A 20,862-nucleotide genomic window follows, 5' to 3' on the forward strand; every position below is an offset into this window, starting at 1 on the left:
CCTCACCCCGACTTCACGGGTCGGTCCTGCACAGCACCGCTGAGAGGTACACATGAACAGATGGAGCAGACGGATCCGGGGCAGCCGCCTCGCCGTCGTAGCAGCATTGATATGGGCGGTGCTCCCGCAGGCGGGGTCCGCCCTGGCGGCATCCGATCCGTGCGGCACGGGCTCGAACCCGATCGTCTGCGAGAACTCCAAGCCGGGCACCCCCAAGTCCGACTGGTTCTCGCCCAACGCCTACGGCGACATCCAGGGTTTCACCACCAAGGAAAGTGTGCAGGCCGGCGACACCGTCCAGTTCAAGGTGCAGTCGAAGACCCCGTACCACATCGAGATCTACCGCCTGGGCTGGTACGGCGGTGACGGCGCGCGCGAGATGTCGACCGCGGCCCAGGCCGCCGTGACCTATCCCGCCAACTACCTCACCAAGCCCGCCGGCTGTACCAGCAAGAGCGGCACCGGACTGGTCGACTGCGGCAACTGGCCCGTCACCGCGAACTGGACGGCGCCCAGCGACGCCGTGTCCGGCCTGTACATCGCGAACATCACGCAGACGGACGGCGACGGCCTGATGCCGTACCCGTTCGTCGTCCGCAAGGACTCCAGCTCCTCCGACGTCGTCGTGCAGACCAGCGACCAGACCTGGCAGGCCTACAACGACTACGGCGGCCAGGATCTCTACGGAGGGACGGGACCCGCCCCGGACGGCCGCGCCTACGAGGTCAGCTACAACCGGCCGCTGGACATCGGCGGCGACAACGGCATCTACGGCTCCGAGTTCATGATGCTGTCCTGGCTGGAGCGCAACGGGTACGACGTCAGCTATCTCTCCGGCGTGGACGTGTCGGCCAACGGCGGAACCCTGCTGAAGAACCACAAGGTGTACCTGTCCTCCGGCCATGACGAGTACTGGACGCAGAGCCAGTACTCCAACGTCCTGGCGGCCCGGAAGGCCGGCGTCCGGCAGGCCTTCTTCAGCGGCAACGAGGTCTTCTGGAAGACCCGGCTCGCACCCAGCATCGACGGCACGAGCACGGCGAACCGCACCCTGGTCTGCTACAAGATGACCAAGATGGCGCAGAACAACGGCATCGCCGATCCCAGCGGCATCTGGACCGGCACCTGGATGGACCCGGCCAGCACCGGCTACGGGCAGGACTACCAGCCGCCGAACATCCTCACCGGCTCCATGTTCCAGGTGAACGGCTACCGCAGCGACGCCATCACGGTCCCCGGCTCGTACGGCAAGAACCGGATCTGGCGCAACACCTCCATCGCCAACCTGACCTCGAGCCAGACCGCCACCTTCCCGACCGGCACCCTCGGCTACGAGTGGGACAGCGACATCGACAACGGCACCAGACCGGCCGGCGCCATCGACGTGTCGTCCACGACGGTGGACGTCAACGACGGCAAGTACCGTATGGACTGGGGCAACGTCTACGGCAACGGCACCGCGACGCACAGTCTCGTCGAGTTCCGCGACCAGGACTCCGGGGCCCTGGTCTTCGGTTCGGGCACCGTGCAGTGGTCCTGGGGCCTGACCAACATCCCGACGTACAACCCGGATGACACGGTGGTCACCGAGGACGCCCGCATGCAGCAGGCGACCGTGAACATCCTCGCCGACATGGGCGTTCAGCCGAAGACCCTGCAGAGCAACCTCGTCACCGCCACGGCCGCCACCGACACCACCGGCCCGGCCGTCACCGTGACGAGCCCGGCCTCCGGGGTCACCGTTCCGGCCCTGAGGCCGGTCACCATCAAGGGCACTTCCACCGACAACGGCGGCGGTGTGGTCGCCCGTGTGGAGGTGTCCACGGACGGCGGGAAGACCTGGAAGGCCGCCACCGGCCTTGCCTCCTGGAGCTACAGCTGGACCCCGACCACTCCGGGCCCGGCGTCCATCAAGGTCCGCGCGGTCGACGACAGCGTCAACATCGGCGCCGTCACCACCGTCCCGGTGACCGTCGGCCCCCAGGCCTGCCCCTGCACCGTCTGGCCCGCCTCGGCCGTTCCCGGCACCGTCAACGCGGGCGACGGCAGCTCGGTCGAGCTGGGCGTCAAGTTCCGTACCACGGTGGCCGGTTCGATCACCGGCGTCCGCTTCTACAAGTCACCCGCCAACACCGGAACCCACACCGGAAGCCTGTGGAGCGCCTCCGGCACCCGCCTGGCCACCGGCACCTTCACCGGCGAGACGGCCTCCGGCTGGCAGCAGCTCAACTTCGCCACTCCGGTGTCCGTCAAGGCCAACACCACGTACGTCGCCTCGTACTTCGCCCCCAACGGCGGATACTCCTACGACGGCGGCTACTTCTCCAACAGCACCGCCGGCCTGGCCCCGCTCACCGCACTCCAGTCCGGCACCGACGGCGGCAACGGCGTCTACCACTACGGCTCGACGAGCGCCTTCCCGTCCTCGCAGTCCTCCGGCAGCAACTACTGGGTCGACGTGGTGCTGGACACCTCCACGGCCAGTACCACCCCGCCCACCGTCACCTCGACCTCACCGACGTCCGGGGCGACCGGAGTGTCCATCACAGCACCGGTGTCGGCCGTCTTCAGCTCGGCCATCGACGCCGACAGCCTGACGTTCACCGTGAAGGACCCGGACGGCGACACCGTGCCAGGGACCAGGACGCTCCCCGCGTCGAACAAGGCGACCTTCACCCCGTCGACGGAACTGGCGCTGCACACCACGTACACCGCCACCGTCCAGGCCTCCGACCTGTGGGGCAACGCCATGGCGGACCCGGTGGCATGGACCTTCACCACCAGTTCCACCCCGCCCGCGGTCACCTGCCCCTGCACGCTGTGGAGCTCCTCCGCCGTACCGGCCACCACCGACGTGACCGGTGACACCAACTCCGTCGAACTGGGCACCCGGTTCACCTCCTCGACGGCCGGCTGGATCACCGGCGTCACCTTCTACAAGGGCACCGGCAACACCGGAACCCACACCGGGAGCCTGTGGTCCGACGACGGCACGCTGCTCGCCACCGGCACCTTCACCGGTGAGACCGCGTCCGGCTGGCAGCAGATGACGTTCGCCAACCCGGTGGCCGTCACCGCCGACACCGCCTACGTCGTCTCCTACCACGCCCCGCACGGCAACTACGCGGTCGACGGCGGGTACTTCGCGGCAGCCCACCAGTCCTACCCGCTGACCGCCACCGCCGACACAACCGCGCACCACAACGGGCTCTACCGGTACGGCGCCGACCCTGCCTTCCCGAACGGCTCCTACGGGTCGGCGAACTACTGGGTCGGTCCCGTCTTCACCGCGGACAACCCCAGCGCGTCGCTGACGACGGCTACCGCCTCGGAGGTGACCTCGTCCTCCGTGAAGCACACGGCGGACGCGGCCGACCCCCTCGTCACGCCCCTGCCCGCCAAGACCCAGCTGTCGTCGGTCAAGGCGACCGTGACGATCCTGCCGGGTGCCGGGGCGGCCGCCGCCCGGAAGCTCCACGTCACGGCCGTCACCTCCTACAACCGGGCCACCCACAAGGTGTCCGTCCACCTGTCCGCACCGCTGCCGGACGGCACCCGGTTCAAGGTCACGATCACGGCCCGGGACAAGCACCGCCACACGGTGAAGTCCCACAGCTGGACCCTGACCAGCAAGACCGTGCGCAAGAAGAAGAACTGACCCACCAGAATGCACCGGTGGTGGTCTCCGCCCCGTTCGGAGGAGACCACCACCGGGGATTGGCCTGCCACCGATGAGCACCGTCAGTGTTGTGATCCCCTGCTACAAGTACGGCCATTTCCTCGCCGACTGCGTCAGCAGCGTCCTGGACGAGCAGGACGGCGTGGACGTCCGGGTGCTCATCATCGACGACGCCTCGCCCGACGACTCGGCGGACGTCGCGCGCAAACTGGCCGCCTCCGACCCGCGGATCGAGGTCCTCGTCCACGAGACCAACAAGGGCCACATCGCCACCTACAACGAGGGCCTGCTGGAGTGGGCCGACGGTGACTACACAGCCCTCCTGTCCGCGGACGACCGGCTGGTGCCGGGCTCGCTGGTCCGGGCCGCAGCGCTGCTGGACGCACATCCCGAGGCGGGGTTCGCCTACGGGCGGCCCCTGCGCTTCCAGCACGGCGGCCCGCTGCCACCGGCCCGCACCCACGGCACCGGCTCGGTCGTCTACCCCGGACAGTGGTGGCTGGAGCGGCGCTTCCGCGAGGGCACCGGCTGCATCACCTCGCCGGAAGTCGTCGTCCGCACCAGCCTCCAGCGCACGGTCGGCGGCTACGACCCCGCCCTTCCCCACGCCGGCGACATCGAGATGTGGATGCGGCTCGCCGCGCACGCCGACGTCGGCTACGTACGTGGTGCCGATCAGGCCTTCTACCGCGTCCACGGCAAGAACATGTCCACGACCGACTTCGGCGGTCAACTCGACGACCTCCGTCAGCGCCTCGTGGCCTTCGACTCGGTGCTCGCCAAGTGCGGCGACCGGCTGCCCCATGCCGACCGCCTGGCCGACGAGGTCCACACCCGGCTCGCCCGGTTCGCACTGCGCCGCGCGTACCGGGCCTACGACCGGGGGCGTACACAGGTCGTTCCGGTCGAGGACTGTGTGGCGTTCGCCGCGGAGTGCCTGCCGGGCTACGCGGCGCTGCCGGAGTACCGAGCGCTGCGGCTCAGACGGCGGATCGGTCCGAAGGCGATGCCGTACCTGCAGCCGCTGGTGTGGTCGGCCGTGGCCGAGCGCGGCCGGGAGTGGCTGTGGTGGGAGTCGTGGAAGCGCCGCGGCATCTGATGGAAGACCACTTCCGCTCAGTTGGCCACGGGGACCGGACCCGCGTGGCGGCCGGGGGCGACCTTCCTGCGGCTCATCAGGTACCGGTCGAGCCACAGCGCGCCGAGAACGCCGGCCGCCGCGCCCAGCAGGGCCGTACCCGCCAGGCCCCGGCTCTTGTTGCCCTGCACCTCGGCGGCGCTCGGCGCGACCAGGACGGAGGCGGTGATCCGCGACCCCGCGGGGACGCCCTGCGTCGTCTGCAACTGCGCCACGTGCCTGGTGTAGACGTCGATGATGCGGCGTACCGAGGTCACGGCGGAGTCGGGGCCGGGCGCCTGCGACTGCACCTGCAGGGACGGGATCAGATAGCGAGGTGTCGCGCTGGTGCCACTGTTGCGGGGAACGAGGTGGTAGGTCCCGTGGACGCCCGACGCCGCCAACTCCCTGGCCCCGGCCGGGGACAGCAACTGCTGCACCACCGAATACGAGACCACGGCGAGCGGCGGCTGCAGATTGGTGAGCTGGTTGGGCTGGTTCCGGGTCACCGGCGGCTTGAGGACGACCACCGCGGAGCCGACGTACTGGGGGGCGGGACGCACCACGTGGTACGCCCCGGCGGCCGTCAGCAGCAGCGCGACCACCACGACGTACCAGCGGCGGAGCAGCGCGTCGGCGACGTTCCCGGGCGACATAGGAGTTCCTTCCGTCACCCCCGATACTGGCAGGAGGCGGGGCTGGATGCCACTGGATGGGGGGATGGTTCGTGAGCCTTGGTGAGATATGGGCCATTCTGCGCAGACGTTGGTACTTCATGGTGCCTTTCACCGTGCTCAGCCTGCTCGGCGGTGCTTATCTGTATGTCACCGTCCCCGTCTCGTACCAGTCGCAGAGCTCGGTCGCGCTGCTGGACTCCTCGGCCGTGGCCCGGCTGGCCCCCACGTTCGGCAACCCCATCTCGAACGCGGGTGGTTCGCTCATCGTCACGGCCGACGTACTGATCAGAACACTCGAATCCAGCGACGCCGCCAAGGAGTTGCGCGGCCGGGGTGTCACGGACCCGTACACGGCCGGCTTCGCACCGGCGAGCGACAGCCCGCTGCTCGTGCTCAGCGTCACCGGAACAGACCGGGAGAAGGTACTCGAGGAGACCAACACCCTGACCACCTTCGCCGGTGAGCAACTGAAGGCCCTGCAGTCGGCCGACAAGGTCCCGACCCCCTACCTCGTGCAGACGGCGCCGGTCGTGCTCCCGCAGACCCCGGTGGCGAAGTCGAAGAGCCGCTACCAGGACATCGCGGCCGTCGTGATCCTCGGCGTCGTCAGCGCGTTCCTGCTGTCGATCCTGATGGAAGGCGTCGCGGTGGTCCGCCGCCGGCGGCGCGCCGCCAGGAGCGTCGTGCCGCAAGGGCAGGACGCCCGCACTCCCAGGCGGGGACGAGCGGGCCCGCTGAGCCGGCGGGTCGACGCCACGGCGATCCTCACCGTCTACCTGGTGCTCGCCTTCTTCGTCCCGTCGAACCTCGCTCTGCCCGCGCTCGGCGGCGTCGGCACCCCGGCCAACGTCTTCGCCCTGCTCGGACTGCTGTGGTACCTCGCGACCTGGCTCGGTGGCCGCGTCCTTCCGGCGCCGGGGACCAGACTCGCGCGGATCGCGATGTGCGTGCTGGGGACGGCCGTTCTCATGGCGTACATCGCCAACTCGATGCGTGAGAGCTCGCACCAGGAGGTACTGGGGGCCGACCGCGGACTCATCGGGTTCCTGGTCTGGGTGTCGCTGGTGGTGCTCACCTCGGCGGGGGTGCAGGAGCGCGGCCGGCTGGACGTCCTGATGCGCCGGATGGTGGTGATGGGGACCGTCGTCGCCGCGATCGGCTACTACGACTTCTTCGCGGCCACCAACATCGCCGACTCGATCCACATCCCGGGCCTGCAGACCAGCGTCGCCCAGGTCACCGCCATGGACCGGGGCTCCTTCACCCGGCCCCGGTCAACCACCGCCCAGCCGCTGGAGTTCGGGGGCATGCTGGCGATCCTGGTGCCCTTCGCAATCCAGCAGGCCTTCGATCCCGTACGCCGCCACCGCCACGCACTGCGCCGCTGGGGGCCCGTCGTGATCATGGCCGGTGCGCTGCCGCTGACGGTGTCGAGGACCTCGATCATCGGGATGCTGCTGATCGCGCTGGTGATGGTGCCCCGCTGGAAGCCGCAGCGGCGCTGGACCGCGATCGGTCTGATGACGGTGTCGGTGGCCGGTTTCAAGGTGCTCATCCCGGGGCTGATCGGCACCATCACGGAGCTGTTCGCGTCGTTCCTGTCCAACTCCGACAGCAGCACACAGGCCCGCACGGTCAAGTACAGCGCGATCGTGCCCTATGTGAAGGAACACCCGCTGTTCGGGCGGGGGTTCGGCACGTTCACGCCCGACCTGTACTTCTTCACGGACAACCAGTACATGCTGACCCTCGCCGAGATGGGCGTGCTCGGCGTGGCCGCCCTGCTCGTCCTGTTCGTCACCGGCATCCACCACGGCGGCTCCGTCCGGCGGCTGGCCCGCACCGAGTCCGACCGCGAGCTGGGCCAGGCGTTCTTCGCCTCGTCGCTGGTCGCCCTGGTCATCAGCGCCACCTTCGACTCGCTCAGCTTCCCCATGTTCGCCGGCATGTTCTTCCTGGTCCTGGGGGCGGGTGGCAGCTATCTGGGCTTCATCCGGCGCGAGGCCGCTGCCGACGACGCCCCGGCCCCCCGCACGACACCCGAAATCCAGCCGCCCCAACTCGCGGAGATCCGATGAGCCCCCTCGCAGTCGTAGTCGTCACCTGGAACAGCGCTTCGGTGCTCCCCGGGTTTCTCGCCGCGCTCCCGGACGGCATGGCAGGCCTCGACTGGCGGCTGGTCGTCGCCGACAACGACTCGGCCGACGACACGGTGGACGTCCTGAAGAGGCTCGCTCCCGAGGCCACGGTCGTCCAGACCGGCCGCAACGCCGGGTACGCCGCGGGCATCAACGCCGCACTGGACGCCGCCGGTGAATGGGACGAAGGGTATGGGGCCGTGCTGGTCTGCAACCCCGACATCCGCATGCGGCAGGGGTGCGCCAAACGCCTCGTCGACCGTCTCGACGGCGAGGTGGGGATCGCCGTACCCCTCCTGTACGAGGAAGGGCGGGAAGCGCCCCTGTACTCGCTGCGTCGCGAGTCGACGGTGGCCCGAGCGCTGGGCGAGGCCCTCATCGGCAACCGGCGGGCCGGGCGCTTCCCGCGCCTGAGCGAACTGGTCACCGATCCCGCGGCCTACGCGCGGCCCACGCGCCCGGACTGGGCGACCGGTGCGCTCATGGCCCTGTCGGCGGACTGCCTGGCCGCGTGCGGACCGTGGGACGAGTCCTTCTTCCTCTACTCCGAGGAGACCGAGTACTGCCTGCGCGCGCGGGACCTGGGTTACCTCACCCAGCTGGAGCCGACGGCGCGGGCCGTTCACCTGGGGGGCGACTCCCGGGTGTCGCCCCGCCTGTGGACCCTGCTGACGCTCAACCGAGTGCGCCTGTACGGGCGACGGCACGGTGCCCTCGCGACGGTGTCCTTCAGAGCCGCCGTCCTCCTGCGCGAGGCGTCGCGTGCCGCCCTCGGCAGGAGGGCCAGCCGTGCGGCGGCGGCCGCCCTGCTCAGGCCGGGCGCGCTGCGGGCCACGCCGGCACCGTGACGCCCGGCCGGTGGACGGTCAGCTGGACCACGTCGTGTAGAAGCTCTCGGGATTGACCAGGTAGCGCACGGTGGCGTGTGGCACGTGGCGCACGTCGTGGCCGCGGCTGTACCGGTGGACGAGCTCCCAGTCCTCGCGCGGGAGCACGTCCGGTGTGCGCCGCAGACGACTGAAGCGCAAGGCCCCGTTGCGCCGCGCGACGAACGCGTTGGTGTCCAGGAAGGACTCCCGGGCGGCTCGGCGGCGGTCGAACGGCACGGACAGGACGTCGCGCTCGGTGCCGTCCGGCAGGACGCGGCGCAGTGCCGTGTAGACACCGTCGGGACCGTCAGGGGACTGCAGGACCTCGAGCGCCCGTTCCAGATGGTCGGGTTCCCACAGGTTGTCGTCGTCCAGGAAGGCCACGTACCGCGAGCGGGTGAGCCGGATGCCCACATTGCGCACGACGCCGGCCACGCCGGTGTTGCGTGTCAGCGACACCGCGAACAGCCGTGGGTCGTCGGGGAGTTCAGGGAGTCCGGCGCCGTCGTCGACGACGACGACCACCTGGTCGTGAACCGTCTGGGCCAGCGCCGAGCGGACCGCTGCCCGCAACTCGTCGGGGCGGCGGTGGGTGGCGATGACGGTGGCGACGAGGGCGGTGGGCATGAGGGCGGCGGCAGCCGCGTGGCGACGGACTTCGGCGGTCTCCAGGCTGCGGAGCCGCAGCGCGGAGGGGCCGAGGAGGATCTTGTTGCGCAGCTCGAAGAGGACGAGCCAGCCGAAGGCGTGCTTGAGGAGCTCCCAGGGGGCGCGGGCGATGCGTCGCATGATCCTCTTCCTCAGCCGGCCGTTTCGGGGGTGATCGGGGCGCCGTGCGAGAACCGATTGCCGCGCCAGACGTTGCCCGGGCCGTTCGCGTTCCAGGCGGTGACGGCCCCGTAGACGCCGGAATTGCGGTGGTAGCGGTTGGAGAAGACGTTGTTCGTGACCGTGATGCCGGTCGCGCCCTTGCCGCCCCCGTACAGGGCGTATGCGCCTCCGGCCAGCAGGTTGCCGTCGACGACGGTGTTGGAGACGTGGCCGGTGTCGGCGAACAGGCCGATGGCGGCGGACGCTCCCCGGTCGACGGCGACAGGGTTGAGCAGCGTGTTGTGACGGATGATCAGCCGGCCCTTGTTGCCGCCGCCGCTGATCACCGCGTCGGTGTGCTGCCACTCGCCACCCGCGTTGCGGAAGGGCACGAGGTCGTGGACGTAGTTGTCGTGGATGTGGCCCTGGCCCATGGAGAGGGCGTTGCCGAACACGGAGACGTCGCACCAGCCGACCTCGACGGAGCTGGTGCCCATGTTGGAGACGGCGTAGTCCACGCCGCCGTTGTCCGGACCCTTGCCGGGAGTGGCGGTGACGGTGCTGTGCAGGATGCGCAGTCCGCTGTAGCCCGGGCGCAGGTTGACCCCCCACCAGTTGGTGGAGGTGATCTTGGTGTCGATGATGGTCACGTCGTTCGCGTAGATGTCGAGTGAGCCGGTGATGTCCCAGCCCCTGATGACGGTCCCGTCGGTCTTGACGCTCAAGTTCCCGAGCGAGTGCGGCCCGAGGGGGATCCGGGGGCCGGTGGTGCGGGCGTCCGGGAAGCCGGATTTCCGGGGTGCCTCGGTGGTGGGCTGTGGTGGGCTCGTGGTGGTCCGGTCGGGGGAGGGGCGCGGCGGGTGGGCGCCGCCGGAGCAGGCGGTGGCCAGTACGAGTGTAAGGACGGCGAGCAGGCGTAAGAGCCCGGTCATGCGGTCTCCGCCGTCCGGGAGCCGAGCAGGAAACGGCGGCTGGGCAGTACGCACACCGCGTAGCAGGCCAGGGCGGCTGTGCCGATGGCGAAGAGGGCGGGCGTGCTCTCGCCGAGGAGACGCTTGGCGGAGATGATCAACAGGGTTGTCACGATTCCCCCGAGGAAGGGCCAGGCGCAGGCCCTGGCGATGTGGACGAGGCTGATCCCGGCCCGGCCGAGGGCGTAGAGGTACACCGGGACGACGAGGGCGGCGGCGACCAGGACGTGGCCCTGGGAGACGCCGACGATGCCGCCCAGACGGGCGCCGACGACGAGGACGGGGACGAGGGCGACGACCCAGAGGCCCTGGACGAGGATGAGGGACCGGCGCTGACCGGTGGCGACGAGACAGTCGTAGGCGAGTTCGCAGCCGATGCGGACCAGTCCGAGGGCCATCAGCCAGGGCAGCGCGTCGGCGGCGGGCAGCCACTTGCTCCCGTACACGAGGTGGACGACCGGGGAGGCGAGGCCGCCGAGCAGTGCGCACAGCGGTACGGTGCCGGTGACCAGCACCCCCAGGGCACGGCTGAACCCCTGGGCGAGGGCCTGCGGGGAGTCGGCGAGGCGGGAGAAGCCGGCGAAGGAGACGCGCCGGGCCGCCTCGGAGATGATGCGTACCGGCCAGCCGGACATGTTGAACGCCAGGACGTAGAAGCCGAGGGAGACCTGGCCCAGGGAAGACCCGACGACCATGGTGTCCACGTTGACGACGGCGAGGGCGAGCAGGCTCGCTCCGGCCAGCGGGAGCCCGAACCTCAGCAGGGCGCGGGCCTGTTCGGGATCCCAGCCGAACCGCAGGGTGCCCGGGGCGAACAGGGCGCAGCCGAGGAGGGCTGCGATGTTGCCCGCGACAGCGCCCCAGGCGAAGCTCATCGCGCCCCAGCCGGCGAAGGCCAGCACCAGGGTCACGGAGGTGCTGAGGACGAAGTTGAGCGCGTCGACGATCATCCGCTTGCCCTGGGCGAACTCCCGGGTCAGGATGCCGGCCGGCACCTGGGCCACCCCGTCGATCAGCAGGCACAGGCACATCACGCGCAGTACGCCCGAGGCCCCGGGCGAGTCGAGCAGCCCGGCCACCGTCGGTGCCGACACGAAGAGGGCCGCGTACAGCAGGCCGCTGGACGCCGTGGCCAGGGTCAGCACGGTCGGCGCGAAGCGGCGGGGGTCGCCCTCCCAGCGGACGAGGGCCAGGCTGACGCCCAGTTCGTTCGCGGAGAGCAGGACCAGGAGCACGGTCTGGGCGATGCCGTACACGCCCCACTCGGCCGGCCCGAGGGCGAAGCGCGCCAGCAGGATGCCCGTGGCGAAGTTGCCGAGACGCATGACGACGGTGTTGATCAGGCTCCAGCGGGCCGCCGAACGGACTTTGCGGCCGAGGGAGGCGGGAGCGGGGATGTCGCTCGGTTCAGCGGTCTCGCTGTCCGGTGTGCGAACGCTGTCCATGAGTCGACTCCTCGTCGAGCGGCTCGGCGGCGGGTGCCACGGCCACGGCGGGCCGCCCGGCCCTCGGCTCCGCGGGGGTTCTGTTCTCGGCGGACCGCGACCAGCTGGGCGGCGTCCGGAGCGCCATCGTCTGTTCCGCGACCGGTTCCTCGCCCGAGGTCTCGGGGGCGGTGACCGGCGGCGCGGGTTCCTCCGGCCGCGCCGCCGTGTGCGACCGGCGGCGCGCCTCCACGTAGAAGGTCGCGACCAGGCTCAGCACCAGGCCCAGGCCCCCGGCCATGATCAGGTACTCGAGGCGGGTCTTGGTCTGCGCCACCGGGTTCTGCGGGGGCACGATGGTCGTCATGCGGATCATGGCCTTCGGGGCGACCGACTGCTGGTTCTGGAACGCCTCCAGCCGCTCCTTGGCATACGCGGTCAGAATGCGGTCCGAGGCCAGGACGGCGGCCTTGTCGGTGCCGGTGACGGTGAGCCACATGAGCGGCCCCTGGGCGTTGTCGGCGAGCTTGGCCTCGAACGTGCCCTTGGCACCGCGGGACTTGAGTTCCCGGAGGGAGACGTCGGAGTTGAGGTTCCGCGCGAGGCTGTCGGCCATACCGGTGAGCGAGGTCTGGGTGCTGAGGAAGGGGTTGCCGTCGTAGGCCACGGTGGCCTTCTGGGAGTTCAGGAGAACCACCGTGCTCTGCGACTGGTAGGTGACCGGAACCAGCAGGGTCACGGCGACCATCAGGCAGGCGCTCAGCAGCAGTCCGGGCAGCAGCACGTACCAACGCCTGCGTACGACGCGGAAGATCTCAGCGAGATCCATGGTGGTCCCCCTAGCGACCCGACGTTCGACGAGCATATGTTGCAAGCGGATCATATGGGGAACGTTTGGTCGGTGGGCCTCGGCCGCCTGCTCGCGGTACCTCCCTCCAGCAGCACATCGGCGATGCGGTCGCTCGCGCGCCCGTCCCACAGTTCGGGCCGACGCGGTGCGGGCGGCTCGTCCAGCACCCGGTTGACGGTGGACACGATGCGCGCCGGATCCCGGCCGGCCAGCACGTTGGTGCCCTGCTCGACCGTGATGGGCCGCTCGGTGTTGTCCCGCAGGGTCACGCACGGCACGCCCAGCGCGGTGGTCTCCTCCTGTATGCCGCCGGAGTCGGTCAGCACCAGGCGGGCGGAGTCCTGCAGGGCGATGAAGTCCAGGTAGCCGGCGGGCGGCACGAGCCGGATACCTCCGGGGACGCCGATGTCGGCCAGCCGTTCGGACGCACGCGGGTGCACCGGCAGCAGGAGCGGGCAGCGGCCGGCGATCTCGCCCAGGGCCTTCAGGAGCGCGGCGAGTACCTCGGGGTCGTCCACGTTGGCGGGACGATGCAGGGTGACCAGGCCGTACTCACCCCTGGTCAGGCCGTACCGGTCGAGGACGTCCGAGGCCCTGGCCCGTTCCAGGTTGGCCAGCAGCGTGTCGATCATGACGTTGCCGACGAGGTGGATCTGGTCCTCCCGGTACCCCTCCGCGCGCAGGTTCTCCGCTGCGTCGGGGGAGGGGGCCAGCAGGTAGTCGCTGACGCGGTCGGTGGCGACGCGGTTGACCTCCTCCGGCATGCTCCAGTCGCGGCTGCGCAGGCCGGCCTCGACGTGTGCGAGCAGCGGACCGGCCTTGGCGGTGACCAGGGCGCAGGCCAGGGTGGAGTTGATGTCGCCGACCACGACGACGATGTCCGGGGACACCTCGTCGAGGAGCGGCTCGAACGCGGTCATCACACGCCCGGTCTGCTCGGCGTGCGACCCGGAGCCGACCCCGAGGAAGCGGTCGGGCGGACGCATCCCGAGGTCGGCGAAGAACACGTCGTTCATGGCCGGGTCGTAATGCTGACCGGTGTGGACCAGGACCACTTCGGCGCCCCGGCGTTCCAGGGCGTCCATCACCGGTTTGATCTTCATGTAGTTGGGGCGCGCCCCGGCGACACAGACGATGCGCGGCATGGCTCAGAGCACCTCGATGGTGGGTCCGGGCGACAGCCGCCGACGGCAGTCGAGGATGAAGGGGGCGTGCTCGGCGACGAGTTCGTAGTCGAAGCTGTCGTGGTCGGTGAGCAGGACCACCACGTCGGCGGCCGCCAGCTCCTCCGGCCCCGGTTCGACCCGCACCAGCCGGGTGTCCACCGGCAGGCTCTCGACGACGTGCGGGTCCGCCGCCCTGACCTGGGCCCCCATGTCGAGCAGCAGTTGGGAGATGCGCAGGGCCGGCGACTCGCGGGCGTCGCCGGTGTTCTTCTTGTACGCCAGGCCGAGCAGCAGGATGCGTGAGCCGTTCACGGAGCGACGTCTTTGGTTGAACAGGTCGCCGATGCGGCGCGCCACGTACTCGGGCATGTGGTTGTTGATGTCGTTGGCCAGCTCCACGAAGCGGAAGCTCTGCCCGAGTTCACGCTGTACCCGCCAGGACAGGTAGGAGGGGTCGATCGGCAGGCAGTGCCCGCCGACGCCCGGTCCCGGCGTGAACTTCATGAAGCCGAAGGGCTTGGTGGAGGCGGCGTCGATGGCCTGCCAGACGTCGATGTCCAGGTGGTGGGCGAACATCGCGATCTCGTTGACCAAGGCGATGTTCACATGCCGGAAGGTGTTCTCCAGCAGCTTGGCGAGTTCGGCTTCCTTGGGCGAGCCGACCGGCACGGTGGTGTCGACGAGCTGCGCGTAGAAGTCCTGAACCGCCTTGAGCGAGGCCTCGTTGACGCCGGACACCACTTTCGGGGTCTGCTGGAAACCCCAGACGGCGTTTCCGGGGTCGATGCGCTCCGGGCTGTAGCCGAGGTGGAAGTCGGTGCCCGCGGTCAGGCCCGAGCCCTCCTCCAGGATCGGGGCGAAGAGCTCCTGGGTGGTGCCGGGATAGGTGGTCGACTCGAGGACGACCGTGGCTCCGGGGCGCAGGTAGCGGGCGAGGGTGACCGCCGACTCCTTGATGTAACGGAGGTCGGGAGTGCCCTCGTGCAGCGGGGTCGGGACGGTTACGACGGCGACGTCGAAACCGCCGCAGTCGCGGGCCGATTCACTCGGGCGGTAGGCCCCGCTGTCCAGCGCGGCGCGGATCCGCTCGGAGGAGACGTCCTCGACGAAGGACTCGCCGGCGGCCAGGCTCTTGATCCGCCGGGCGTCGACGTCGTAGCCGATCACCTCGTGTCCGACCTCGGCGGCGCGTACGGCCAGCGGCAGGCCGACGTATCCCTGTCCAACCACGACGACGCGCATCAGTGACTCCTGTTCGCGGGGGCGGTCGACGGGGTGAGCCGGAACAGCTCGCGCGCCGTCATGAGGAGGAAGGCAGCATTGGTGGTGACGTAGCGCCGGCCCAGGCGGCGCGGTTCCTGCAGGGCGCGGTAGAGCCACTCGAGCCCCCGCCGCTGCCAGGACTCGGGGGCCCGCTTGGTGACCCCCGCCAGGATGTCGAAGGAGCCGCCGACCCCGTGCACGACGCGGGCGCCGGTGCGCGCGCCGTAGGCGGCGGTGAAGATCTCCTTCTTCGGCGAGGTCATGCCAAGGAACAGCATCTGGGCGCCGCTGCGGGCGATCTCGTCCGCGATGCCCTCCTGCTCGGAATCGTCGAAGTAGCCGTTCCGGCTGCCGGCCACCTTCAGGGCGGGGAAGCGGTCGGCCACTCGGCGCAGCATCTGGTCCAGCACGTCCTGCCTGGCGCCGAGGAGGTACACGGACATGCCCGCCGACTCCGCCTCGGCCAGCAGCCGCAGGAACAGGTCGATGCCGGCGACGCGTTCCGGCAGCGGCGCGCGCAGTATCCGGCCGGCCCAGACCACGGCCTGTCCGTCGGCGAGGACGAGATCGCAGCCGGCCACGGCCTGGGCGAGCCGCTGGTCCCGCCGCATGTTCACCAGCTTCGCCGCGTTGACCACACCGATCTCGAGCTGTCTGCCGTCCCGCACCGCCTCGAGGCAGCGCTGCACGGTCTCGTCCATGGTGAGAGGGTCCAGCTCGACCCCGAACAGGGACTGACGCTCACTCATATCCGGCCCCCCTGCCAGGCGTAGAGCATCCAGCCGAGTTCATAGGGCCGGCATTCGCGGTCCACCGAGGCGGGCCGGTACACCCGGTCCAGGGACTTCAGCCGGAGGTTCGGAGCGACCCGGGTGCCGAGCCCCCGGGCGGCCCGTACGGCCTTCTTCGGATCGCCCCGGTAGACCTTGCGCCAGGTGACGCCGAGCTGGTCGAGGATCAACGGCTGCCGGTGTTCCGGGCGTTCGGCCAGTTCGGGTACGTCCGTCATCCAGCGCAGGCCCTTGCGGATCGACGCGGCGAAGTCGGTGCCGCCGGCGTCGGCGAGATCGAACAGCGCCGTCGGAGCCATCGCGTGCTGGTGGACGCTGTAGACCGGGTAGCCCTCCACGACACCACCGGTGCGCGCGTCGTAGTGCCACCACCACTGCCCGCCGTCGCCCTGCAGTTCGCAGATGCGCGCCGCGCACGCCTCGGAAGCGGCCAGCGCCTCCGGATCGCCGTCCCCGCCGCCGCTGGCGTGTGCCCGGGCCAGGGCCTGGAGCGGGTACGTCTGGTCGGCGAAGCAGCTCACATGCGCCCGGTACCAGGGCACCAGGCCGGGCCCGGTGGCGTGCGGGAACAGCGGGCTGTTCCCGATCCTGGCCCGCAGCAGGCGGTCGCGAGCTGTGGTGAAACGTCTCTCCACGTCGACCGTGTCGCGAGCCGCCGCGAGCGCGGACAGTACCCAGGCGGCCTCGACGGTGTACTGCGGCCGGCCATCCTCGTCCAGGGCGTCGACCCGCGCGAGGGCGTCGGACAGCTTAGGGTGGCCGGTCTCGGCGGCGGCCCAGGCGATGAGCGCCGCGTCACCGAGGTTGGTCACCGCGGGCAGCGATTCGACCAGCAGCCCCGTGAACTCCTCTGCGGTACGTCCCCCGAGCACCGCGCGCTGACGGTCCTCGGGGAGGAACCGCGCGCCCAGCACGGTGATGGCCGCGTACCTGGTACTGATCCCGCGCCGGTCCAACGTCCAGGAACCATCGGGGGCCCTACGCCCGGCCATGGTGAAGGCGAAGGCCTCACCGCCGGGGAGCAGCATCGACGGAAGCCCCGACTCGGCGACCGCGAGCAGTCGTTGGGCGAGCGCGAGCAGCGGCGGCTCCGCACGACCGAGCGCCGCCAGACGTGTGATGGTCATCGTTCGGACACACCAACCCCCCTGTGGGTCCTCTTCTTGCACAGACTCGTGATCGCCGCGTCGCGGAAGGCAGCGCGGCGGAAGGCAGACGTCAGGCGTCGGAGAGGTCGTCACTCCGCGCTGCAGACACAGGTGTCCTCACCCGGTAACCCCCCCTGGGCACGACCGGTTTGTGTGCTCACTGCGCTAGGTCTGCACAGTTCGCACACATGTTATGCATGCGGATGTTCGAGGATTGGCGCTTTGCGAGAAATCAGCGAGTCATTACCCGCTCGACGAGTTCACCGTCCTTCTCGTCGTACAGCGCCCCCGTCTCCGGGCACTCCCATCCCCCCAACTCGCCTTCCCGCTCCACGAGTCGGACGCCGGCCCGGCCGACCCAGCCGATCCGGCGCGCGGGAACGCCCGCCACGAGCGCGAAGTCCGGCACGTCCCGTGTCACCACGGCACCGGCCGCGACCAGCGCCCAACGGCCGACGCGCACCGGCGCCACACACACCGAACGAGCCCCCAGCGACGCCCCCTCGTCCACCACCACTGCCACGGCCTCCCAGTCGCCGCCGCGCTTCAGCCGGCCCTGCGGGTCCACCGAACGGGGGAAGTAGTCGTTGGTGAGCACCGCCGCGGGGCCGACGAACACCCCGTCGCCGAGCACCGCGGGTTCGTAGACCAACGCGTAGTTCTGGAGCTTGACGTTGTCCCCCATCCGCACCCCCGGACCGACATAGGCCCCCCGGCCCACGATGCACCCGCTGCCGAGCCGGGCGTCCTCCCGGATCTGGGCGAGATCCCACACCGTCGTCCCCTCGCCGATCGTGGCCGCCTCGTCGACCTGGGCGGTCGGCTGGATTCTGAAGTTCACCGAGAGGAACCTTTCTTCTCGTCGAGCAGAGTGGGCAGCGCCGCCTCCAGCGCCTCGCGCCAGGGACGGATCGGCTCGATCCCCGCAAGGCGCCAGCGGTCGTGCCCCAGGACGCTGTACGCGGGGCGGGGAGCGGGCCGCGCGAAGGCGGTGCTGGTGGTGGGCCGGACGCGTCCCGGGTCCGCGCCGAGCAGCCGGAAGATCTCCCGGGCCAGGCCGAACCAGGTCGTCTCCCCACCGCTGGTGCCGTGGTATACCCCCGCGGGCGCGGTACCGGCGAGGGCTGCCTGCCCGAGCCGCACCAGCCGGTCCGCCAGATCCACCGTCCAGGTCGGCTGCCCGCACTGGTCGTCGACCACGTCGACGGTGTCCCCGGCCGACTCCAGTCTGATCATCGTGTCGATGAAGTTCCCTCCCCCCGCCCCGTACAGCCAGGCGGTACGCACGACGTAACCCGTGTCCGGGAGCGCACCCAGCACCGCCTCTTCCCCCGCGAGCTTGGTACGCCCGTACGCGGTACGCGGTGCCGTCGGGGCATCCTCGGGGTACGGGATGGTGCCGTCGCCCGCGAAGACGTAGTCCGTCGAGATCTGGATCAGACTCGCGTCCGCCTTCGCGCAGGCCTCGGCGAGGTTCCTGGGCCCGTCGCCGTTGACCCGCAGGGCGTCCGCCTCGCTTGTCTCCGCCTCGTCAACGGCCGTCCAGGCGGCGCAGTTGACCACGATCCCGGGCCGGTACGTATCGAGCGCGTCCCGCACGGCGTCGGCGTCGGTGATGTCGAGACTGCCACGGGCCAGGCCGACGGCCCTCTCGCCGTCCCGGCGGAGCCGCGCCAGAACGTCCTGCCCGAGCATCCCGGAGGCGCCGGTGATCAGCCAAATGGTGGTCATGTTTCCCTGTTCGTCGTCAAGTGGCCCGGGGCGAGGCTCTCCGATGCCGCGGCACTACAGCGCCGCGCGCTCCTTGAGCGGTTCCCACCAGGCGCGGTTCTCGCGGTACCAAGTGACCGTCTCCGCAAGGCCGGTGGCGAAATCCTTGCGGGGCTCGTAACCGAGCTCCGCACGGAGCTTGCCGCAGTCCACCGAGTAGCGGCGATCGTGGCCCTTGCGGTCGGCCACGTACTCCACGCTGGTGTCCCAGTCCGCGCCGCAGGCCTCCAGCAGGAGAGCGGTCAGCTCCTTGTTGGACAGCTCCGTGCCGCCGCCGATGTTGTAGACCTCGCCTGCGCGCCCCTTGGTGCGTACCAGCTCGATGGCCTGGACGTGGTCGTCGATGTGCAGCCAGTCGCGGACGTTTCCGCCGTCGCCGTACAGCGGGACCTTCTTGCCGTCCAGCAGGTTCGTGATGAACAGCGGGATGACCTTCTCGGGAAAGTGGTGGTGCCCGTAGTTGTTGGAGCAACGGGTCACCCGCACGTCGAGGCCGTGGGTGCGGTGGTGGGCGAGAGCGATCAGGTCGCTGGACGCCTTGGATGCTGCGTACGGGGAGTTGGGGCTCACCGGGTCCGTCTCCGGCCAGGAACCGGAGTCGATGGAGCCGTACACCTCGTCGGTGGAGATGTGCACGAAGGTTCTTGGTCCTCCGTGGCGCAGCGCCGCGTCCAGCAGCGTCTGGGTGCCCAGGACGTTGGTCCGGATGAACTCGGTGGCGCCCAGGATGGAGCGGTCCACGTGCGACTCGGCGGCGAAGTGGACGACCTGGTCGTGCTCGGCGATGAGCTCGTTGACCAGCTCGGCGTCACAGATGTCGCCCTTGACGAAGGCGAACCCGGGGTGGTCGCGCACTTCGTCGAGGTTGGCCGGGTTGCCCGCGTACGTCAGCTTGTCCAGCACAGTGACCGCCACATCGGCCGGGCCGGCCGGGCCGAGGAGCGTGCGGACGTAGTGCGAGCCGATGAAACCGGCACCGCCGGTCACCAGGATTCGTGTCTTCATGAGGAGATCTGCACCTTGCTGTGGTCGCCGAGGACGAAACGGTGGGCGGCGGGCTTGCGGGGCGCCGGAGTGACTTCGACGCTGCGGCCGATGAGGGAGGCCTCCACCCGGCGGACGCCGCTGACGGAGGAGTCGCGCAGCACGATCGAGTACTCGATCTCGCTGTCCTCGATCCGGCAGTCCCCCGAGATCGAGGTGAAGGGACCGATGTAGGAGTCGGTGATGACGGTGTTCGCGCCGACGACCACCGGGCCCACGATCCGGCTGCCGGTCACCTTCGCCCCGGGCTCGATCCGCACCCGGCCGATGATCTCGCTGTCGCCGTCGACCGTGCCGTCGATCCGGCGCTCCAGGGTCTCCAGCACCGAGCGGTTGACCTCGAGCATGTCGGTGACGTTCCCGGTGTCCTTCCAGTACCCGGAGATCGTCGTGGAGCGCACGTCACGTCCGGCGTCGATCAGCCACTGGATGGCGTGCGTGATCTCCAACTCGCCGCGCCAGGACGGCTCGATCGAGCGCACCGCCTCGTGGATCGCCGGGGTGAACAGATACACGCCCACCAGCGCCAGCTCGCTCTTGGGATGCCGGGGCTTCTCCTCCAGGCCGATGACCTGGCCCGTCGCGTCCAGTTCGGCCACTCCGAACGCGGTGGGGTCCGGCACCTTCGTCAACAGGATCTGTGCCTCGGGCCGCTCGGCGCGGAAGGCGTCCACCAACTCCGTGATGCCACCCACGATGAAGTTGTCGCCGAGGTACATCACGAAGTCGTCGTCGCCCAGGAACTCGCGGGCGATCAGCACCGCATGGGCCAGCCCCAGCGGGGCCTCCTGCGGGATGTAGGTGACATCGAGGCCGAACGCGGAACCGTCACCGACGGCCTCCCGGATCTCCTCGGCCGTGTCCCCGACGATGATCCCGACCTGGGTGATGCCGGCCCCGGCGATCGCTTCCAGACCGTAGAACAGCACCGGCTTGTTCGCGACCGGTACAAGTTGTTTCGCCGATGTATGGGTTATGGGGCGCAAACGGGTACCTGAGCCACCAGACAACAAAAGTGCCTTCATGCGTATCACCCTACTTACGCCGGACTTGCCGACGGAGGGATTCCGCATACCGTATGCCCGGCCCCGTACAGGTGGCGTGTTGCCTGTTGTCGTTCAGCACCGATCGGCTCCCGCCCGTTT

17 protein-coding genes are annotated in these 20,862 nt (G+C 69.9%); 4 read left to right on the plus strand and 13 right to left on the minus strand.

Translation table 11 applies throughout. The annotated features are described in order from the left end of the window. The first annotated feature begins 52 nt into the window (after positions 1 to 52). Both AC07CM_RS31760 and AC07CM_RS31765 read left to right on the plus strand, forming a co-directional pair. A complete protein-coding gene (locus AC07CM_RS31760) occupies positions 53 to 3,658 on the plus strand; it encodes a DUF4082 domain-containing protein (protein ID WP_478879915.1) in 3,606 nt (1,201 codons plus the stop codon). 73 nt (positions 3,659 to 3,731) lie between these two features. After that, the gene (locus AC07CM_RS31765) at positions 3,732 to 4,778 is read left to right on the plus strand and encodes a glycosyltransferase (protein WP_478879916.1); all 1,047 of its coding nucleotides are present in this window, start codon (positions 3,732 to 3,734) and stop codon (positions 4,776 to 4,778) included. 17 nt (positions 4,779 to 4,795) lie between these two features. On the opposite strand, the gene AC07CM_RS31770 is transcribed toward AC07CM_RS31765, so the two are convergent. Beyond that, entirely contained in the window at positions 4,796 to 5,452 is a 657-nt protein-coding gene (locus tag AC07CM_RS31770) for a hypothetical protein (protein ID WP_478879917.1), read from the minus strand. Positions 5,453 to 5,571: 119 nt separating this feature from the next. Between AC07CM_RS31770 and AC07CM_RS31775 the strand changes: the two genes are divergently transcribed. Together AC07CM_RS31775 and AC07CM_RS31780 are read left to right on the plus strand one after the other, a co-directional pair. Next, entirely contained in the window at positions 5,572 to 7,551 is a 1,980-nt protein-coding gene (locus tag AC07CM_RS31775; RefSeq protein WP_478879918.1) for an O-antigen ligase family protein, read from the plus strand. Further along, on the plus strand, positions 7,548 to 8,459 hold the full coding sequence (locus AC07CM_RS31780) for a glycosyltransferase family 2 protein (protein WP_478879919.1): 912 nt from the start codon (positions 7,548 to 7,550) through the stop codon (positions 8,457 to 8,459). The genes AC07CM_RS31775 and AC07CM_RS31780 overlap by 4 nt, the downstream gene beginning before the upstream one ends. A gap of 18 nt (positions 8,460 to 8,477) precedes the next feature. Here AC07CM_RS31780 and AC07CM_RS31785 read toward each other — a convergent pair whose 3' ends face one another. From AC07CM_RS31785 to AC07CM_RS31840, 12 genes are all read right to left on the minus strand, one after another. After that, on the minus strand, positions 8,478 to 9,269 hold the full coding sequence (locus AC07CM_RS31785; RefSeq protein WP_478879920.1) for a glycosyltransferase family 2 protein: 792 nt from the start codon (positions 9,267 to 9,269) through the stop codon (positions 8,478 to 8,480). An 11-nt stretch (positions 9,270 to 9,280) separates the two neighbouring features. Beyond that, entirely contained in the window at positions 9,281 to 10,222 is a 942-nt protein-coding gene (locus tag AC07CM_RS31790) for a hypothetical protein (RefSeq protein ID WP_478879921.1), read from the minus strand. Then, positions 10,219 to 11,706 (minus strand): oligosaccharide flippase family protein, encoded by a 1,488-nt coding sequence (locus AC07CM_RS31795; RefSeq protein ID WP_478879922.1) that lies wholly within the window; start codon positions 11,704 to 11,706, stop codon positions 10,219 to 10,221. Before AC07CM_RS31795 ends, AC07CM_RS31790 begins: the two co-directional genes overlap by 4 nt. After that, entirely contained in the window at positions 11,669 to 12,514 is an 846-nt protein-coding gene (locus AC07CM_RS31800) for a Wzz/FepE/Etk N-terminal domain-containing protein (protein WP_478879923.1), read from the minus strand. The genes AC07CM_RS31795 and AC07CM_RS31800 overlap by 38 nt, the downstream gene beginning before the upstream one ends. Positions 12,515 to 12,564: 50 nt before the next feature. Next, entirely contained in the window at positions 12,565 to 13,680 is a 1,116-nt protein-coding gene (gene wecB / locus AC07CM_RS31805) for a non-hydrolyzing UDP-N-acetylglucosamine 2-epimerase (protein ID WP_478879924.1), read from the minus strand. A gap of 3 nt (positions 13,681 to 13,683) precedes the next feature. After that, positions 13,684 to 14,943 (minus strand): nucleotide sugar dehydrogenase, encoded by a 1,260-nt coding sequence (locus AC07CM_RS31810; protein ID WP_478879925.1) that lies wholly within the window; start codon positions 14,941 to 14,943, stop codon positions 13,684 to 13,686. Beyond that, a complete protein-coding gene (locus tag AC07CM_RS31815; protein WP_478879926.1) occupies positions 14,943 to 15,713 on the minus strand; it encodes a WecB/TagA/CpsF family glycosyltransferase in 771 nt (256 codons plus the stop codon). Before AC07CM_RS31815 ends, AC07CM_RS31810 begins: the two co-directional genes overlap by 1 nt. Continuing rightward, entirely contained in the window at positions 15,710 to 16,882 is a 1,173-nt protein-coding gene (locus tag AC07CM_RS31820) for a hypothetical protein (RefSeq protein WP_478879927.1), read from the minus strand. The genes AC07CM_RS31815 and AC07CM_RS31820 overlap by 4 nt, the downstream gene beginning before the upstream one ends. Positions 16,883 to 17,135: 253 nt before the next feature. Continuing rightward, positions 17,136 to 17,744, minus strand: a complete 609-nt coding sequence (locus tag AC07CM_RS31825; RefSeq protein ID WP_478879928.1) for an acyltransferase — start codon at positions 17,742 to 17,744, stop codon at positions 17,136 to 17,138. Beyond that, complete coding sequence (rfbD, locus tag AC07CM_RS31830; RefSeq protein WP_478879929.1) at positions 17,741 to 18,634, minus strand: dTDP-4-dehydrorhamnose reductase; 894 nt, start codon at positions 18,632 to 18,634, stop codon at positions 17,741 to 17,743. The genes AC07CM_RS31825 and rfbD overlap by 4 nt, the downstream gene beginning before the upstream one ends. A gap of 54 nt (positions 18,635 to 18,688) precedes the next feature. Then, a complete protein-coding gene (gene rfbB / locus AC07CM_RS31835; RefSeq protein ID WP_478879930.1) occupies positions 18,689 to 19,678 on the minus strand; it encodes a dTDP-glucose 4,6-dehydratase in 990 nt (329 codons plus the stop codon). After that, positions 19,675 to 20,742, minus strand: a complete 1,068-nt coding sequence (locus AC07CM_RS31840) for a glucose-1-phosphate thymidylyltransferase (RefSeq protein WP_478879931.1) — start codon at positions 20,740 to 20,742, stop codon at positions 19,675 to 19,677. Before AC07CM_RS31840 ends, rfbB begins: the two co-directional genes overlap by 4 nt. Positions 20,743 to 20,862: the final 120 nt, after the last annotated feature.

Source organism: Streptomyces sp. NPDC044061 (assembly GCF_056434305.1).

Coding starts and splice junctions, on each gene's coding strand:
- AC07CM_RS31760 (WP_478879915.1), top strand. CDS start 53: ATGAACAGATGGAGCAGACGGATCCGGGGCAGCCGCCTCGCCGTCGTA.
- AC07CM_RS31765 (WP_478879916.1), top strand. CDS start 3,732: ATGAGCACCGTCAGTGTTGTGATCCCCTGCTACAAGTACGGCCATTTC.
- AC07CM_RS31770 (WP_478879917.1), bottom strand. CDS start 5,452: ATGTCGCCCGGGAACGTCGCCGACGCGCTGCTCCGCCGCTGGTACGTC.
- AC07CM_RS31775 (WP_478879918.1), top strand. CDS start 5,572: ATGGTGCCTTTCACCGTGCTCAGCCTGCTCGGCGGTGCTTATCTGTAT.
- AC07CM_RS31780 (WP_478879919.1), top strand. CDS start 7,548: ATGAGCCCCCTCGCAGTCGTAGTCGTCACCTGGAACAGCGCTTCGGTG.
- AC07CM_RS31785 (WP_478879920.1), bottom strand. CDS start 9,269: ATGCGACGCATCGCCCGCGCCCCCTGGGAGCTCCTCAAGCACGCCTTC.
- AC07CM_RS31790 (WP_478879921.1), bottom strand. CDS start 10,222: ATGACCGGGCTCTTACGCCTGCTCGCCGTCCTTACACTCGTACTGGCC.
- AC07CM_RS31795 (WP_478879922.1), bottom strand. CDS start 11,706: ATGGACAGCGTTCGCACACCGGACAGCGAGACCGCTGAACCGAGCGAC.
- AC07CM_RS31800 (WP_478879923.1), bottom strand. CDS start 12,514: ATGGATCTCGCTGAGATCTTCCGCGTCGTACGCAGGCGTTGGTACGTG.
- wecB (WP_478879924.1), bottom strand. CDS start 13,680: ATGCCGCGCATCGTCTGTGTCGCCGGGGCGCGCCCCAACTACATGAAG.
- AC07CM_RS31810 (WP_478879925.1), bottom strand. CDS start 14,943: ATGCGCGTCGTCGTGGTTGGACAGGGATACGTCGGCCTGCCGCTGGCC.
- AC07CM_RS31815 (WP_478879926.1), bottom strand. CDS start 15,713: ATGAGTGAGCGTCAGTCCCTGTTCGGGGTCGAGCTGGACCCTCTCACC.
- AC07CM_RS31820 (WP_478879927.1), bottom strand. CDS start 16,882: ATGACCATCACACGTCTGGCGGCGCTCGGTCGTGCGGAGCCGCCGCTG.
- rfbD (WP_478879929.1), bottom strand. CDS start 18,634: ATGACCACCATTTGGCTGATCACCGGCGCCTCCGGGATGCTCGGGCAG.
- rfbB (WP_478879930.1), bottom strand. CDS start 19,678: ATGAAGACACGAATCCTGGTGACCGGCGGTGCCGGTTTCATCGGCTCG.
- AC07CM_RS31840 (WP_478879931.1), bottom strand. CDS start 20,742: ATGAAGGCACTTTTGTTGTCTGGTGGCTCAGGTACCCGTTTGCGCCCC.